Source organism: Bacillus sp. FSL R5-0523, from assembly GCF_037975295.1.
Lineage (GTDB): Bacteria > Bacillota > Bacilli > Bacillales > Bacillaceae > Bacillus > Bacillus subtilis.
Map to the genome: position 1 here is coordinate 1,154,612 of NZ_CP150251.1, position 15,268 is coordinate 1,169,879.

The 15,268-nt window shown below is 47.1% G+C and carries 14 protein-coding genes and 1 pseudogene; 7 read left to right on the plus strand and 8 right to left on the minus strand.

Annotated features, from left to right (window positions below; all coding sequences use genetic code 11):
- Positions 1-18 precede the first annotated feature (18 nt).
- Positions 19-600, minus strand: coding sequence for a DUF2777 domain-containing protein (locus NYE53_RS05905; protein ID WP_339247720.1), 582 nt, complete (start codon positions 598-600; stop codon positions 19-21).
- Between the two features lie 145 nt (positions 601-745).
- On the opposite strand from NYE53_RS05905, the gene asnB reads away from it, so the two are divergent.
- Positions 746-2,590 (plus strand): asparagine synthase (glutamine-hydrolyzing), encoded by a 1,845-nt coding sequence (asnB, locus tag NYE53_RS05910; RefSeq protein ID WP_339247723.1) that lies wholly within the window; start codon positions 746-748, stop codon positions 2,588-2,590.
- Positions 2,591-2,671: 81 nt separating this feature from the next.
- A pseudogene (locus tag NYE53_RS05915) lies at positions 2,672-3,501 on the plus strand (phytoene/squalene synthase family protein).
- A 30-nt stretch (positions 3,502-3,531) separates the two neighbouring features.
- On the opposite strand, the gene NYE53_RS05920 reads toward NYE53_RS05915, so the two are convergent.
- The gene (locus NYE53_RS05920) at positions 3,532-4,899 is read right to left on the minus strand and encodes an MATE family efflux transporter (RefSeq protein ID WP_014476390.1); all 1,368 of its coding nucleotides are present in this window, start codon (positions 4,897-4,899) and stop codon (positions 3,532-3,534) included.
- 123 nt (positions 4,900-5,022) lie between these two features.
- Here NYE53_RS05920 and NYE53_RS05925 point away from each other — a divergent pair, with 123 nt between their 5' ends.
- From NYE53_RS05925 to iolX, 3 genes are all read left to right on the plus strand, one after another.
- Positions 5,023-5,886: an AraC family transcriptional regulator gene (locus NYE53_RS05925; protein ID WP_003245539.1), complete on the plus strand. Its 864-nt coding sequence runs from the start codon at positions 5,023-5,025 to the stop codon at positions 5,884-5,886.
- A gap of 17 nt (positions 5,887-5,903) precedes the next feature.
- Positions 5,904-6,917: a transcriptional regulator DegA gene (degA, locus tag NYE53_RS05930; protein WP_339247725.1), complete on the plus strand. Its 1,014-nt coding sequence runs from the start codon at positions 5,904-5,906 to the stop codon at positions 6,915-6,917.
- Positions 6,918-7,124: 207 nt separating this feature from the next.
- Positions 7,125-8,153, plus strand: a complete 1,029-nt coding sequence (gene iolX / locus NYE53_RS05935; RefSeq protein ID WP_339247728.1) for a scyllo-inositol 2-dehydrogenase — start codon at positions 7,125-7,127, stop codon at positions 8,151-8,153.
- Positions 8,154-8,203: 50 nt separating this feature from the next.
- Here the strand turns inward: iolX and NYE53_RS05940 are convergent, their stop codons facing one another.
- Entirely contained in the window at positions 8,204-8,713 is a 510-nt protein-coding gene (locus NYE53_RS05940) for a DinB family protein (RefSeq protein ID WP_339247731.1), read from the minus strand.
- Positions 8,714-8,762: 49 nt separating this feature from the next.
- The gene (locus tag NYE53_RS05945) at positions 8,763-9,425 is read right to left on the minus strand and encodes a LysE/ArgO family amino acid transporter (protein ID WP_216999579.1); all 663 of its coding nucleotides are present in this window, start codon (positions 9,423-9,425) and stop codon (positions 8,763-8,765) included.
- A 66-nt stretch (positions 9,426-9,491) separates the two neighbouring features.
- On the opposite strand from NYE53_RS05945, the gene NYE53_RS05950 reads away from it, so the two are divergent.
- Entirely contained in the window at positions 9,492-10,940 is a 1,449-nt protein-coding gene (locus NYE53_RS05950; RefSeq protein WP_327828999.1) for a PLP-dependent aminotransferase family protein, read from the plus strand.
- Between the two features lie 7 nt (positions 10,941-10,947).
- On the opposite strand, the gene NYE53_RS05955 is transcribed toward NYE53_RS05950, so the two are convergent.
- Entirely contained in the window at positions 10,948-11,586 is a 639-nt protein-coding gene (locus NYE53_RS05955) for a pentapeptide repeat-containing protein (RefSeq protein WP_339247736.1), read from the minus strand.
- Between the two features lie 205 nt (positions 11,587-11,791).
- Between NYE53_RS05955 and NYE53_RS05960 the strand changes: the two genes are divergently transcribed.
- Positions 11,792-12,598, plus strand: coding sequence for an alpha/beta hydrolase (locus NYE53_RS05960; RefSeq protein ID WP_339247739.1), 807 nt, complete (start codon positions 11,792-11,794; stop codon positions 12,596-12,598).
- A 27-nt stretch (positions 12,599-12,625) separates the two neighbouring features.
- Here the strand turns inward: NYE53_RS05960 and cysC are convergent, their stop codons facing one another.
- The 3 genes from cysC to NYE53_RS05975 all read right to left on the minus strand — a co-directional run bounded on the left by cysC (position 12,626) and on the right by NYE53_RS05975 (position 15,214).
- Positions 12,626-13,225 carry an adenylyl-sulfate kinase gene (gene cysC / locus NYE53_RS05965; protein WP_339247742.1) on the minus strand — a complete coding sequence of 200 codons (600 nt, stop codon included), beginning with the start codon at positions 13,223-13,225 and terminating at the stop codon, positions 12,626-12,628.
- Positions 13,222-14,391 (minus strand): sulfate adenylyltransferase, encoded by a 1,170-nt coding sequence (gene sat, locus NYE53_RS05970; RefSeq protein ID WP_327828997.1) that lies wholly within the window; start codon positions 14,389-14,391, stop codon positions 13,222-13,224. Before sat ends, cysC begins: the two co-directional genes overlap by 4 nt.
- 112 nt (positions 14,392-14,503) lie before the next feature.
- Entirely contained in the window at positions 14,504-15,214 is a 711-nt protein-coding gene (locus NYE53_RS05975) for a phosphoadenylyl-sulfate reductase (RefSeq protein WP_339247746.1), read from the minus strand.
- Positions 15,215-15,268 lie beyond the last annotated feature (54 nt).

Sequence of the window (15,268 nt, forward strand, 5' to 3'; positions counted from 1 at the left end):
GCTCGATGCACCGCTTTTTTATTTGCGCCCCCGTTGGACTGCTGAATACATAATGGATCGCTTTCCGTTTGAAGCCGTCCATTCAAAACGGTCTCCTGTCCCTTCGCTGCTGTAGTGATGCTGCATCGCGCATTGGGCGGTGTCATTTGAAAAGTGATAAAAGGACACACCCTGCCCCGCCGAAGAATTCGAAAAGACTCCTTTATTATAAGAAAAGACGCAATCGAATACCGATAAGCCGAAGCTGTGCAAGTGCTGAAGAAATGCGAGAAAGGTTTCGTCGTCAAGCGAATCCAAAAGCGCCATAAGCGGCCGCTTGACTGATTTCTCATAGCGGATTCGTTCTCCCCCGGAAAGGGAGATATTTTCTTCACCGCATGCCAGAACCAATTGATCCTGGAAGCCGGCTTGCTCCCACTTTCCTTTATGATGGACCCAGATTGGGCTGTGTTGGAGAGTGTCCGCCAAAAGTATATCACCTTCTCCGTTTTCGATTAAACAGATGCCGTCTTCGATGAGGATGGTGCCGTATTCCCATTTTCGTTCCTCTGTATATATCAATTGTTTCCGTTTCATCCATGCTGTCTCCTTTTTCTTCATTCCTCTCTTTTCTTTCCAATTCAAGCCTGTCCCATACAACTCTTTTATGGACAAATCAACTATCTGCCTATAGATGCATAAACTTACTAAGGTGCTGAAAGAAACGAAATTGTTACGAAAGAAACGGGATTGGAGCTGATATCACATGTGTGGAATTACGGGTTGGGTCGATTTTAAAAAGCAGCTCGTCCAGGAAAAACAAACGATGAACAGAATGACAGACACTCTTTCCAAACGAGGGCCTGATGATTCAAACGTTTGGGGGGAGCACCATGTTTTATTCGGACATAAAAGACTTGCTGTTGTTGATATTGAAGGCGGGCGCCAGCCGATGGCGTGCACCTATAAAGGGGATACGTACACCATTATTTACAATGGCGAGCTTTATAACACGGAAGATTTGCGCAAAGAATTGCGGGCGCGGGGCCATCAATTCGAACGTACGTCAGATACCGAGGTGCTTCTGCACAGCTACATCGAATGGCAGGAAGACTGTGTCGACCATCTCAATGGCATATTCGCTTTCGCTGTGTGGGATGAAAAGCGTAATCTGCTGTTTGCCGCGAGAGACCGTCTCGGCGTAAAGCCGTTTTTTTACACGAAGGAAGGCTCTTCATTTCTCTTCGGGTCGGAAATCAAAGCAATCCTCGCGCACCCTGATATAAAAGCGCGAGTGGACAGAACGGGACTTTCTGAAATTTTCGGTCTTGGACCGTCCAGAACCCCGGGCACTGGCATATTTAAAGGCATAAAAGAAATCCGCCCGGCTCACGCGCTGACATTTTCCAAAGACGGACTTAATATTTGGCGTTATTGGAATGTTGAAAGCGAAAAACATACGGACAGTTTTGATGACACGGTTGCCAATGTCAGATCGTTATTTCAGGACGCGGTGACGCGGCAGCTTGTGTCGGATGTGCCTGTTTGCACATTCCTATCAGGCGGTCTGGACTCAAGCGCAATTACAGCGATTGCGGCGGGCCATTTTGAAAAGGAAGGAAAAGCACCGCTTCATACTTATTCGATTGATTACGAAGAGAACGATAAATTTTTTCAAGCAAGCGCTTTTCAGCCGAATGATGACGGACCATGGATTGAAAAAATGACAGAGGCTTTCGGCACAACGCACCACAAATGCGTCATCAGCCAAAAAGATCTCGTTGATCATTTGGAGGAAGCTGTACTGGTCAAAGACTTGCCGGGAATGGCGGATGTCGACTCATCCCTGCTGTGGTTTTGCCGGGAAATCAAAAAGGACTTTGTCGTCAGCCTATCGGGAGAGTGCGCGGATGAGATTTTCGGCGGGTACCCGTGGTTCCATACGGCAGATGTTGAGTCTGGCTTTCCATGGATGAGATCAACGGAGGAGCGGATCAAGCTGCTTTCTGACTCATGGCAGAAAAAATTGAATCTGAAAGAATACGTAAATGCCAAATATGAAGAAACCTTGGCAGAAACGCCATTATTAGACGGAGAAACGGGTATGGATAAAGCAAGAAGACAGCTGTTCTATTTAAATATGCTTTGGTTTATGACGAACCTTTTGGATCGGAAGGATCGCATGAGCATGGGGGCGAGCCTGGAAGTGCGGGTGCCGTTTGCCGATCACCGGCTTGTGGAATATGTTTGGAATATTCCGTGGGAAATGAAAATGCATGATAATCGGGAAAAAGGCATTTTGCGCAAAGCGCTTGAAGGCATTTTGCCTGATGACATTCTGTATCGCAAAAAAAGTCCGTATCCGAAAACACATCATCCGGAATATACAAAAGGCGTCAGCGAATGGCTGAAAACGATCAGAAGCCAAAAGGACTCCGTGCTCCATACCTTGCTGGACAGAAAACAATTAGATCAGCTTTTAGAAACGGAAGGCTCCTCCTTCAAGGTGCCGTGGTTCGGGCAGCTCATGAAGGGGCCTCAGCTGATCGCCCATCTTGCTCAAATTCATACATGGTTTGAAGCGTATCGCATTGATATTGACGAAGGATAAAGAAAAAGCCGATTCTGCTCAAAGGAATCGGCTTTTTCTTCATATACAATTGCGAGAAAACATAATAGACTTGAAGAAGCAGTGATACATAGGAGTGAAAAGAAATGAAAGAGATAAAAGAAGCCTATCAGCAATGCGGCCAGATCGTCAGCGCCCGCGAACCAGCCTGTTACAAAGCATTTTCGTTTCTTCCGCTGAAGCAAAGGCAGGCAGCTTGGACGGTTATGGCGTTTTGCCATACGGCAGCCAATGCGGATGAGAAGGCGTTATCTGCCATTGAAGATGAGGAGGAAGATGTTTTTTCCGGTACGTATAACGGGAATCATTTTTTGTGGAAGGCTTTCGGCCATGCGTACCAAACCTTTACACTGGACAGCGAGCCATTCCGTGAGTTCATTGCCGCACAGAAAGCGGAAGATAAACCGTTTGGAAACCTTGATGAATTGCTCATGCACGCATACCAGACAGGCGGCGCAGCTGGATTGATGCTGCTCCCGATTATGGCGCGCCGGCATCAGAAACAGCTGACACATGCAGCCGGTTCTCTCGGTTTAGCGATTCAGCTGATTCGGATTCTGAGAGATATCGGCACTGGCCAACAGCAAAAAAGCCGTATCCCTCGGGAAGTGATGCAGCAATTTGGATATACAGAGGACGACCTTCAAAAGGGCGTCGTGAATAAGGCGTTCACAATGACGTGGGAGTATATCGCTTTTGAAGCAGAAGCCTACCTTGAAGAGTGTCAGGATGCCTTGCCGCTATTTCCGCAGTATTCTCAAAAAACGGTGAAAGCCGCTCTTCATTTGCACCGGGCTGTTTTAGAAAAAATCCGGGCGAACAAGCACGATGTATTTCAACATCACTTCGCTCTCACAGAGACCGAAGTGAAGCAGATTCTCTCTGATATCTAAAAAAACACCCGGCCTTGATTGAGCCGGGTGTTATGCCATACCTTTTTGAATCCAAATACGTGAGCGCCATCTTCTGTACATTAAGATTCCCCGGACCCATTCATCCGCAATAAAAGAAATCCAAATGCCGGCAAGACCAAAACCGAGGTGGATGCCGAAAAGATAAGCAAGTGGGAGGCCAATGCCCCACATTGAAATCATTGCCATGTAAACCGGGAATTTCGCATCCCCCGCAGCCCGCAGAGAGTTAATGATGATGACATTAAACGAGCGGCCTGGTTCAAGAATAATGGTCATGGCAATCAATAGGCTTGCAGTTGCTATAATATCAGGGCTTTGTGTGAAGAGGCCGATCAGGTCTTTTGAAAAGATCGTCATCAAAACAGATGTAGCCGCAGCAATTCCGAGTGCCCAATATAAGCTCTTCATGCAGCGCTCATAAGCGGCATCAAATTGTTTGCCGCCGATATAACGGCCGATTAAGATTTGTGTACCCTGGCTGATCGCAGTGCCGAACAGCAAAATAAACATCGTAATATTTTGCGTATACACTTTTGTTGTCAACGCCTGCGCGCCCATGATGGCGATAAAATACGTGACTATCATTTGCGACAGGTTGTATGAAAGCTGCTCTCCCGCAGAAGGAATGCCGATTTTCAGCAGCTTGCGCAAATGCTCTTTATGCATATGAAAGACTTTTTTCAGCGACATCTTCAGCTGGATGCGTTTGTTGACAATCACAATCATCGCGATTAATCCGATGACGCGGGCGATAGATGTGGACATGGCCACACCGGCAACGCCGAGAACAGGAAAGCCGAACAAACCGAAAATCACAACAAAGTTTCCGGCAATGTTTAAAATGTTCATGCCGATAGTGACAAACATTGTATCTTTTGTGTAGCCGTAGCTTTTTAAGATCGCGCTGAATGTCATGATTAAAGCCTGAATAAAGGACAGACCTCCGACAACTTGTAAAAAGACTTTCGCATCAGGCATCAGTGCGTTTGATAAACCCATCATATGAAGCAGAGGGACAGCCGCGAAAAAGACGACGGCGCTGATGGCCAGGCTGATGAAGAAGTTGGCGCCGATTGACACATAAGCGACTTCCATGGCTTCTTTCTTTTGCCGTGAGCCTAGAAATTGTGAAATGATAACGGTCGTTCCTGTTGCGATAAAGCTGAACATCACGATAATTAAATTTAAAATCTGGTTGCTGACGCCGACTGCTGCCACGCTGTTATCCGAGTATTGGCTGAGCATCAGTGTATCGGCATTACCCATAAACATATATAATGAGACCTCAATAAAGATCGGCCAAGTAAGCGAAAATAATGAGAACGTTTTGTCAGCGGGCTTTTTCAAAGCAGTTGATTTGAAGACAGCTTGTTTCATAGTGTCTAACCCCTTTCGTAAATAAAATCAACGTTTTAAAGTGTACCTCCATTTCCTTATAATAAAAAGGGATAGAAACGATACTTCTTGTAAAAATCCGACTTAAAAAGGAGGATGATTCAAATGCCTCGCATCCTGTTTACAGTCCCGCCTTTTCCGGTATTTATCGCAGCTGGGGAAGGGGTTTTTAAAAAAGGAGAAACCCATGTGAAACGTGTATTCTCCGTGTTTGATCTGATATATGTCAAACAGGGAACGTTATATATAACGGAAAATGAAACATCGTTTTCTGTTGAAGGCGGCGAGTACATCTTGCTTTCTCCCGGTCTTGAACACTACGGGACGAAGGGCAGTGATGAAGCAACCTCCTACTATTGGCTTCACTTCGATGAACATCGATATGAATTTACGGCAAAGGGAGGCAGCAACTGGTCTGAGCTTCAGCAGGAAAAAGGGAGCTTCGAAGAGCCGGCCCGCTACGGATTGGCCTTGCCGAGAAAAGGCAAGGTGCAGCGCCCGCAGTTTATGGCGCAGCAGTTTGAAAAGCTGATCGATTACTCCGCGGAAAACTCTGATTTGCCGCTCAGAAAGCAAATTTTATTTGAGGAGCTGATGCTGCATCTTCAAAAAGAAGCGTTCCAAATACCGTCTGCGAAAGAGCGGGTAGCATGGGAGGCGGCCCGGTACTTACAGGAGCACTATAAGGAAAAGACGACAATCAAGGATCTGTCGCTCGCCCTTCACTATCATCAGGATTATGTGAGCCGCTGCATGCAGCAGGTGCTCGGCGTAACTCCGGCACAATACACGAACCGGGTGAGAATGACGGAAGCGAAGCGTCTTTTATCCTCTACAAATGATAAAATGGGCGTTATTGCGGAAACGGTCGGAATGGAAGATCCGACATACTTTTCAAAACTCTTTAAGCAGATAGAAGGCATTTCACCAATTGAATACCGGAAAATTGTCAGCCGGAAAGTTCAATAACCAGACGAGGGATGAACATGAAAACAACAATTTACGATGTGGCAAAGGCGGCGGGTGTCTCGATCACAACTGTGTCGCGTGTGATTAACAATACGGGGAGAATCAGCGATAAAACACGGCAGAAGGTCATGAATGTCATGAATGAAATGGCATACACGCCCAATGTCCACGCCGCGGCGTTAACGGGAAAACGAACGAATATGATCGCTCTTGTGGCGCCTGATATTTCAAATCCGTTTTACGGCGAACTGGCTAAAAGCATTGAGGAAAGAGCGGATGAACTCGGTTTTCAAATCTTGATTTGCAGCACCGATTACGATCCGAAAAAAGAAACAAAGTATTTTTCTGTGCTGAAGCAGAAAAAGGTGGATGGCATTATTTTTGCAACAGGGATTGAAAGCCATGACAGTATGTCTGCTTTGGAGGAAATCGCCAGTGAACAAATTCCGATTGCCATGATTTCTCAGGATAAGCCGCTTCTTCCGATGGATATTGTTGTGATAGATGACGTTCGTGGCGGATATGAGGCTGCCAAGCATCTTCTGTCACTCGGCCACACGAACATCGCCTGCATTATCGGAGACGGGTCAACGACAGGCGAAAAAAATAGAATCAAAGGCTTCCGTCAGGCGATGGAGGAAGCGGGCGTGCCCATTGATGAATCACTTATCATCCAGACGCGGTTTTCCTTGGAAAGCGGCAAGGAAGAAGCGGGAAAATTGCTCGACAGGAACGCTCCGACTGCTATTTTTGCCTTCAACGACGTATTGGCTTGTGCCGCCATACAAGCTGCGAGAATAAGAGGCTTAAAAGTGCCGGATGATCTTTCTATCATTGGTTTTGATAATACGATACTCGCAGAAATGGCGGCTCCGCCCCTGACAACCGTAGCCCAGCCGATAAAAGAGATGGGGCGGAGCGTCATCGAACTGCTGGCAGAAGCAATAGAGGGAAAACGAAAGGCGAAACAAAAAATAGTGCTCCCGCCTGAGCTTGTAGTCAGACATTCTACATCACCGCTCAACACATGAGCCCGCTAATGAGCGGGTTTTTTCATTATGATAGTTGAAGCCAAAAAACATATTGCGTGTAAACCAAAGGCAGTGTAAAATGAAACCATCTTTTGAGAAAGCGCTTGCGCAAAATGGTAGAGCGGATAGAACCGCTGTTTTTTTAGCTGTTAAGAGAAAGCGCTTTCCTAAAGCGAGCCTGAAATGAGAAAAAGGAGAGGATGGGACGTGGAACATCAAGTAAGGTGCGCAGTATTGGGATTAGGAAGGCTCGGTTATTATCATGCGAAAAATCTCGTCACCGGTGTGCCGGGGGCAAAGCTGGTTTGTGTTGGTGATCCGTTAAAAGGGAGAGCGGAGCAGGTTGCCAGAGAACTCGGTATCGAAAAATGGTCAGAGGATCCGTATGAAGTGTTAGAAGATCCCGGCATTGATGCTGTCATTATCGTAACGCCGACAAGCACACATGGTGATATGATTATCAAAGCTGCCGAGAACGGCAAACAGATCTTCGTTGAAAAACCGCTGACATTAAGCCTTGAGGAATCAAGAGCAGTTTCTGAAAAAGTGAAAGAGACAGGTGTTATCTGCCAAGTCGGCTTTATGAGACGGTTCGATCCAGCATACGCAGATGCCAAACGGCGGATCGACGCTGGAGAAATCGGCAAACCTATCTATTATAAAGGCTTTACGCGCGACCAAGGCGCGCCTCCCGCAGAATTTATCAAACACAGCGGTGGAATTTTTATTGACTGTTCCATCCATGACTATGATATTGCCCGTTATTTGCTGGGGGCGGAAATCACTTCTGTTTCAGGCCACGGCAGGATTCTGAACAATCCGTTTATGGAGCAGTATGGCGATGTGGATCAGGCGCTGACGTATATTGAATTTGACTCCGGCGCAGCGGGGGACGTCGAGGCAAGCAGAACCTCTCCATACGGACATGACATCCGGGCGGAGGTGATCGGGACAGAGGGCAGTATTTTCATAGGGACATTGAGAAATCAACATGTGACCATCCTATCGGCTAAAGGGAGCAGTTTTGATATCATTCCAGACTTTCAAACTCGTTTTCATGAAGCCTACTGCTTGGAGCTTCAGCATTTCGCCGAGTGTGTCCGGAATGGAAAAACACCGATTGTGACAGATATCGATGCGACGATCAATTTAGAAGTCGGCATCGCCGCAACCAATTCCTTTCGAAGCGGCAGGCCGGTACAGCTAGATGTGAAGCGCGCTTATACAGGTATGTAAAAGCTAATATGTTGCATTTGAGGCTTTCCGCAAAAAAAAGCAAGGACATTTTAGCCCTTGCTTTCTCTTTTCTCATATAAATAGTACATATAATCAGTAGGTACGCCTGAATGGCCCAGCTGTCTCAGCATGGCGGTTACGTTCCCTCTGTGGTAAGTGCCGTGATTGACGACATGCAGGATGGTGTCTGCATAGGTTGATTCCAGTGTACCTAGTTTCGGATGCTGCATTGTGAAGGTCTGTTCTAAGTCCGTCTGGCGGCTGAAGAAATCATGATACTGTGACTCCAGCTCGGCAGCGTGCTGTTTGATTGCTGCCATATTACCTTGCGCGGACTCTAATTTGCCTGCGCTGTCTATAATCTTTTGGTAGGCCACTCCCGAAAGAACATTCAGCCAAATGTAGTCAGCCCTGCACATATGAAGCAGCACGTCGCTGACAGAAGGAAATACGCTCTTTACTTCTTGATAGGCAGTTTCCTCCGGCAGGTTTTCGATATGGGTAAATATTTTCTTGTTTGCCCAAGAATGATAGTCATAAAACTGTTTTGCATCAGTCATCAGCATGCCTCCTTTTCTAAGAAATTCGTTTTTTTCATCTGTTTCTCCTTCAATTGCAAAAGAGTGACACCCCAAAATATCCTGCCGCTGCCCACATTACCGCTGCAGAGCATTTGTTTACGATCAGCATAAGCCTGCCGCTCGTATCTATCGTCTGAAACAACCGGCCCGCTATTGCAAGGCTGATAAACCAAATCCAAGACACAGCGATGCAGGCGGCCATAAAGAGCCATTTCTCAAGCCCCGAATATTGAAGAGAGCTCGTGCCGATGACGCCGATCGTGTCCAGAATGGCATGCGGGTTTAAAAGAGAAACAGCGGCCGCAAATGCAGCTTGCTTTTTTGGTGTGAACGTATGTTTCTCGTTTTGGCTTGTGTTCGGACGGCTGTTCCAAGTCACCCAGCCCATATAGAGCAAAAATAAAAATCCGCCGGCCATCATGACTGTCTCAAACACAGGCAGCTCCTGCACAATGACAGACACGCCCGCAACGGCTAATACGATTAACAGGGTATCGCAGACTGAAGCACTGATGACAGCTGGGAGAGCCCGCCAAATATGCTTTTGCCACGCGCCTTGCTGAAAAATAAACACATTCTGCACTCCCAGCGGCAAAATTAAGCCAAACGCGAGCACAATTCCGTGAATGATTGCATTCATGCTGAAAAAGCTCCCTTCACATTTTTTTTCAATCATAAGAGAGATTGTCACTAAAGTCTCCAGCCATTTGGTTGGGTTAGGAACCAGCCAAATGTATAATGTGTAAAAAAGGGGGGCATGACCTTGTCGCAATGGCAGCCAAGCCGAAAGTCGGATGTTCCGCTGCATCGGCAGATCGAACAATATATGAAAGACAAGATTCTTCACGGAGAGTGGGCTGTAGGGACGAAAATCCCCTCACAGAGAACGCTGGCCGACATGTTTCAAGTCAACCGCAGCACAGTCACAGCAGCCATAGATGAACTCACGTCTCAAGGCTTGTTAGAGGGAAGAAGAGGCGGCGGTACGAAGGTTGTAAACAGTACTTGGAGCGTGCTGGCGGCTGAGCCTCCGCTTGATTGGAGCGATTACGTCCGTTCGGGCATTCATCGCGCCAATTCTTCCATCATTCAAGCTATTAATCAGAACGAACCAAGAGCGGATATCATCAGATTAGGAACGGGAGAACTTTCACCGGATCTTGTGCCTGCTGACACAATTGGACGGATGTTTCAGCAAATCAATCCGGGCGTCCTGTCTTTAGGATATGAGCAGCCGAAAGGAAACCGTCAGCTGCGGGAGGCAGTGGCCGACCATTTAAAAGGAAAGAAGATCCATGTGTCACCGTCTGCAATTTTAATTGTGTCCGGTGCACTTCAGGCACTTCAGCTCATCTCAATTGGACTTTTAAAACGAGATTCTGTCATTTTGACGGAGAAGCCGTCCTACCTTCAATCCTTGCATGTATTTCAATCAGCTGGGATGCGGCTTCGCGGCTTGCCGATGGATGATGAAGGGGTCAAAGCGGGGCTTGTTTCTTCTAATCAATATGGAGGACAGCTGCTTTACACGATTCCGTCGTTTCATAATCCGACAGGCACAGTCATGTCAGAGCAGCGAAGGAAAGAGATCATCAGCCTGTCAAAAAAAGAGCAGCTGCCCATCATTGAGGATGATGCGTACGGTGATTTATGGTTTGAAGAAAAACCGCCGCAGCCGTTGAAAGCAATGGATCATGAGGGCAATATTCTGTATCTGGGCACATTTTCAAAAACGGTTAGCCCCGGCCTGCGAATCGGCTGGCTTGCCGGTCCGGAGCCGGTTATTGAAAGGCTGGCGGACATTAAAATGCAGACAGACTACGGATCAAGCGGCCTGTCCCAGTGGGCGGCTGCCGAGTGGCTGTCACAGGGATATTATGAAGAGCATCTGACTTGGGTACGCAGGAAGCTTAAAGAAAGGAGAGACGCCGCCGTTCATTTTCTCGAGCGGTATGCCGGGGACATTGCCACGTGGCGGATTCCCGCAGGTGGTTTTTATATTTGGGTGACATTTCACAAAAACCTGCCTGTCAGCCGTTTCTTTTATGGATTGCTGAAACGGCAGGTGCTTGTGAATCCCGGCTACATTTATGACGGTGAAGACCGAAACAGCATCAGGCTGTCATATTCCTATGCATCTCTTGGAGATTTGGAAACTGGCATTAAAGCGGCAGCTGAAACAGCACGCCGCCTGATGATGTCCTAAGCTTTGGTTATACGATGACAGCTCCCAGTGCCCTGGCGAAGGCAATCGCATGCTCAGGTGCGATTTTGCAGCCTTTCAATTTGTCGAGGGAGACATGAAGCTGGTCAAAACGGCATGTGCTGATGTCCATGTTTTGAAGGGACGTGCCGGTAAAGCTGGCGCCTTCCAATTCGCATCCGTCAAAGTGTGTCTGCTGGAGCACCGTATCGCTGCATTCACTTTGCATAAGAGCACAGTGATCAAATCGAACTTGTTTCATATTTGAGTACGAAAATGAGCTGAAATGTCCATGGCATTCCTCGAATGAAACATTTCGCAGCGTTGCTTCCGCCACATTCATTCCAACCATTTTTGACTGCTTAACTGAAGTTCTGTGAATGACAGCCCCGCTGAAATCGGCGTTTGATAAATCGCATTTTTCAAAGATCACATCGGTCAGTTCAATATGCCGAAAAGACACATCGATAAAGACGACATTTCTGAATACCGTTTTTTCCACACAGAGTCTTTCTATATTTTCGCCGCAGATTGTACAATCTTCAAACAAATGCATGCTGATTACATCATCCTGCGTCACGGCATCATGAAAATCTGCGGTTTGCAGGTTTTCCGGTATGTTTGGTTTTTGAATTGCGATTTTATTCATGTGATGACATCCTTTGCTGCCCGAAAAACAGAGGCTTCCGGGTTCAATTTAATAGATCGTTAAGGAAATTGATACATATAGTAAATCGTGAAGAGCCTTTTCTTGGTACAGCAGCCCGCTTGTTTTGTAAGCATAAATGGAAAGCTTCCTATACGTCAAGGCGTTTACAGGCCGGGAAAGCCAAAGGGAACAGGAGGAATGCGGAATGGGGCATTACGTCAAAACCGAGGAGCATGTGACACTGTTTGTAGAGGATATCGGACATGGAAGGCCGATCATCTTTTTGCACGGGTGGCCGTTGAATCATAAGATGTTTGAATATCAAATGAATGAGCTTCCGAAAAGGGGATTTCGTTTTATCGGCGTTGATTTGCGGGGATATGGGCAATCTGACCGCCCTTGGGAAGGCTACGATTATGACACGATGGCTGATGATGTGAAGGCAGTCATTTATACGCTGCAGCTTGAGAATGCGATTCTTGCCGGTTTTTCGATGGGCGGCGCCATTGCAATCCGTTATATGGCAAGGCATGAAGGAGCCGATGTTGATAAGCTGATTTTACTGTCTGCAGCGGCCCCCGCGTTTACAAAACGCCCGGGTTATCCGTATGGGATGAGGAAGCAGGATATTGACGATATGATTGAATTGTTCAAAACTGATCGGCCCAAAACACTAGCTGATTTAGGGAAACAGTTTTTTGAGAAAAAAGTGTCTCCAGAGCTTAGGCAGTGGTTTCTCAATCTGATGCTGGAGGCTTCCTCCTACGGGACGATCCACTCGGGCATCGCATTAAGGGACGAAGATCTCAGAAAGGAACTTGCTGCAATCAAGGTGCCGACGCTGGTCCTGCACGGGAGAAAGGATAGAATTGCGCCGTTTGATTTTGCGAAAGAATTGAAGCGCGGCATCAAACAGTCGGAATTGATTCCGTTTGCAAACAGCGGGCACGGAGCATTTTATGAGGAAAAAGAGAAGATCAACAGTTTGATTGCGCAGTTCTCCAACTCATAAAAAAAAACCCGACATTGATCGGGTTTTTTATATAATACCTCTGTTTTGCAGTGCGTTAATGATGAGATCAGCTCCATCGGAAATAGAGGTCTGGTCTGACTCAATGATGAAATCGGGTGAAAGCGGCGCTTCATACGGAGAATCGATCCCGGTGAAATGTTTGATCTCTCCGTTTCGCGCTTTTTTATAAAGCCCTTTTGGATCGCGCTGTTCACAAACATGCAGCGGGCACTTCACATAAATTTCGAAGAACTCACCTTTAGGAAAGAGTGCTCTAACCATGTCCCGATCCTCTCTGAATGGAGAAATAAAAGCCGTTAAAATCATTTGCCCGCTGTCGACAAACAGCTTCGCCACTTCTCCGATCCGGCGGATGTTTTCAATCCTGTCATCAGTCTGAAATCCAAGGTCTTTGTTTAAGCCGTGGCGGATATTATCACCGTCAAGTACGTAGCTCTGAATGCCCTTGCGGTAAAGCTTTTCATCGACTGCATTGGCCAGCACCGATTTTCCGGAGCCGGACAAACCTGTAAACCAAAGGACGCAGCTTTTGTGTCCGTTTAAGGACTGTCTGTCAGGCTTTGAGATGGCAGCGGGATGCCAAATGATGTTCGGATTGTGTGTCATTGCAATTCCCCGCTGTTTTGTTTGATGGCAACAGGCTGTTGGTGAAGTCCCTTGATCAGCACGGCTGCGACCTCAGGCCGGCTGAATTCTTTAGGCGGCTTTTTGCCTTGGCGGAGAAGCTCTCTCACTTTTGTGCCTGATAAGTGGATGTGGTCTCTTGAGCTGTGCGGACATGTTTTGGAGGTGCCCATGTTTCCGCATTTTCGGCAATAAAAGCTGTGCTCAAAAAACAGCGGCTTGATGCCCAGCTCTTCCTCTGTGAATGATTGAAAAATATTTTGGGCGTCGTATGTTCCATAGTAGCTGCCGACACCCGCGTGATCACGGCCTACAATAAAATGGGTGCAGCCGTAATTTTTTCGGACGAGCGCATGGAAAATCGCTTCCCGCGGACCTGCATAACGCATGGCGGCAGGGAAAACCGATAACATGACACGATCCTTTGGATAATAGTGATTAAGCAAAGCCTGGTAGCTCTCCATTCTGATATCGCTTGGGATATCGTCTGACTTTGTTTCTCCGACAAGCGGGTGAAGCAGCAGACCGTCGACCGTTTCTAACGCTGTTTTTTGAATGTATTCATGCGCTCTGTGAACAGGGTTTCTGGTTTGAAAGCCGACAATCGTTTTCCAGCCGAGTTTTTCAAAGGCCGCTCTTGTTTCTGCGGGCGTTGCATAAAACTGTTCGAAAGATTTGTCAGGCAGGCGGCTGACCGTGATAGGCCCTCCGATATAGTAATCCGGGCGCGCCAGCAATTTTTTTACGCCTGGGTGGGCAGGATCGTTTGTTTTAAAAACAGACAGTGCTTCTTGTGTTTTATCAGGCTGGTATATATCGGTGACTGTGATCATGCCGTAGGTAACACCGTCTTTCACTAGCTTGACGTGATCTCCGGCAGACAGCTGTTTTGCTGTTTTTTCTCCGACAGGCAGCGTAATCGGCAGGCTCCACGGCAAGCCGTTTGCCAGCCTCATCTCTTTCACAACGGAATGATAATCTTTTTCTCCCAAAAAACCTGTTAACGGGCTGTATCCGCCGATCGCGATAAGCTCCAGATCACTCAGTGCAAGCTGATCTAGCTCTGCTTCGCACGCGCACTCTTCAAAATGGCATGCGGGATCACAGCGGTTGATTAATACCCCTCCGTGGGGTTCGTTTCCATTCAACGTGTTCAACCTCCATTTATACGTTTCCTTGTTTTCTTTTCTGCAGTTAATGAAAGTTTGACATCAGCGTCTCAACATCATTTCGATTCTCACATCAAGAACCTGCCATCCGCTATTCCTGATGCAGGCCGCATTCTGTTTTCTCCCGTCCGACCCATCTTCCAGCCCTCTCATCGTTCGGGTCCGGGGAAGGCAATGTACACATTTCACAGCCTATGCTCGGATAATGTTGATCGTGCAGTTTGTTATAAGGCAAATTGTGCAGGCGGATGTACGTCCAAACGTCATCCCATGTCCAGTGGATGAGCGGGCAAATTTTGATGAGCTTAAACTTCTGGTCCAGGTTTACGTATTGAATATGCTTTCTCGTTGGCGACTGCTCCCGGCGCAGTCCTGAAATCCAAGCTGTCATGCCGGACAGGTGCTTTTTGAGCGGTTCAATTTTCCGCAATTGGCAGCAGAGGTTCGGGTTATGCTTCCATAGCTCTCCGCCGTACTTCGTCCCCTGTTCTGTTAAGCTCAGCTCGGGTTCGAGCATCTGGATTGCAAATCCCGGATATCGCTCTTTGACGGTCTCGATCAGCTCATATGTTTCCTGAAAATGAAGCCCGGTATCCAAAAAGATGATGTGTGCGTTTTTGTTGATTTTTGATATTAAGTCTAGAAGCACCATTCCTTCTGCGCCAAAGCTGCAGGCGTACACAATCTTTTCTCCGTACGTTCGGTAAGCCCACTTCAACACATCGAGCTCATCGATCAATTGATCCGTTATCTGTTTGGACAGCATGTCGTTCCATGTGTCATATGTGATGGTTTCGTTCAACGTTTTCCCCCCGTTTGCATCTGCTTTTTTTATCTATTGATCGAGTTATAGGCA

Coding starts and splice junctions, on each gene's coding strand:
- NYE53_RS05925 (WP_003245539.1), top strand. CDS start 5,023: ATGCCTCGCATCCTGTTTACAGTCCCGCCTTTTCCGGTATTTATCGCA.
- NYE53_RS05955 (WP_339247736.1), bottom strand. CDS start 11,586: ATGAATAAAATCGCAATTCAAAAACCAAACATACCGGAAAACCTGCAA.
- NYE53_RS05960 (WP_339247739.1), top strand. CDS start 11,792: ATGGGGCATTACGTCAAAACCGAGGAGCATGTGACACTGTTTGTAGAG.
- degA (WP_339247725.1), top strand. CDS start 5,904: ATGAAAACAACAATTTACGATGTGGCAAAGGCGGCGGGTGTCTCGATC.
- cysC (WP_339247742.1), bottom strand. CDS start 13,225: ATGACACACAATCCGAACATCATTTGGCATCCCGCTGCCATCTCAAAG.
- NYE53_RS05940 (WP_339247731.1), bottom strand. CDS start 8,713: ATGACTGATGCAAAACAGTTTTATGACTATCATTCTTGGGCAAACAAG.
- NYE53_RS05905 (WP_339247720.1), bottom strand. CDS start 600: ATGAAGAAAAAGGAGACAGCATGGATGAAACGGAAACAATTGATATAT.
- NYE53_RS05920 (WP_014476390.1), bottom strand. CDS start 4,899: ATGAAACAAGCTGTCTTCAAATCAACTGCTTTGAAAAAGCCCGCTGAC.
- NYE53_RS05950 (WP_327828999.1), top strand. CDS start 9,492: ATGACCTTGTCGCAATGGCAGCCAAGCCGAAAGTCGGATGTTCCGCTG.
- asnB (WP_339247723.1), top strand. CDS start 746: ATGTGTGGAATTACGGGTTGGGTCGATTTTAAAAAGCAGCTCGTCCAG.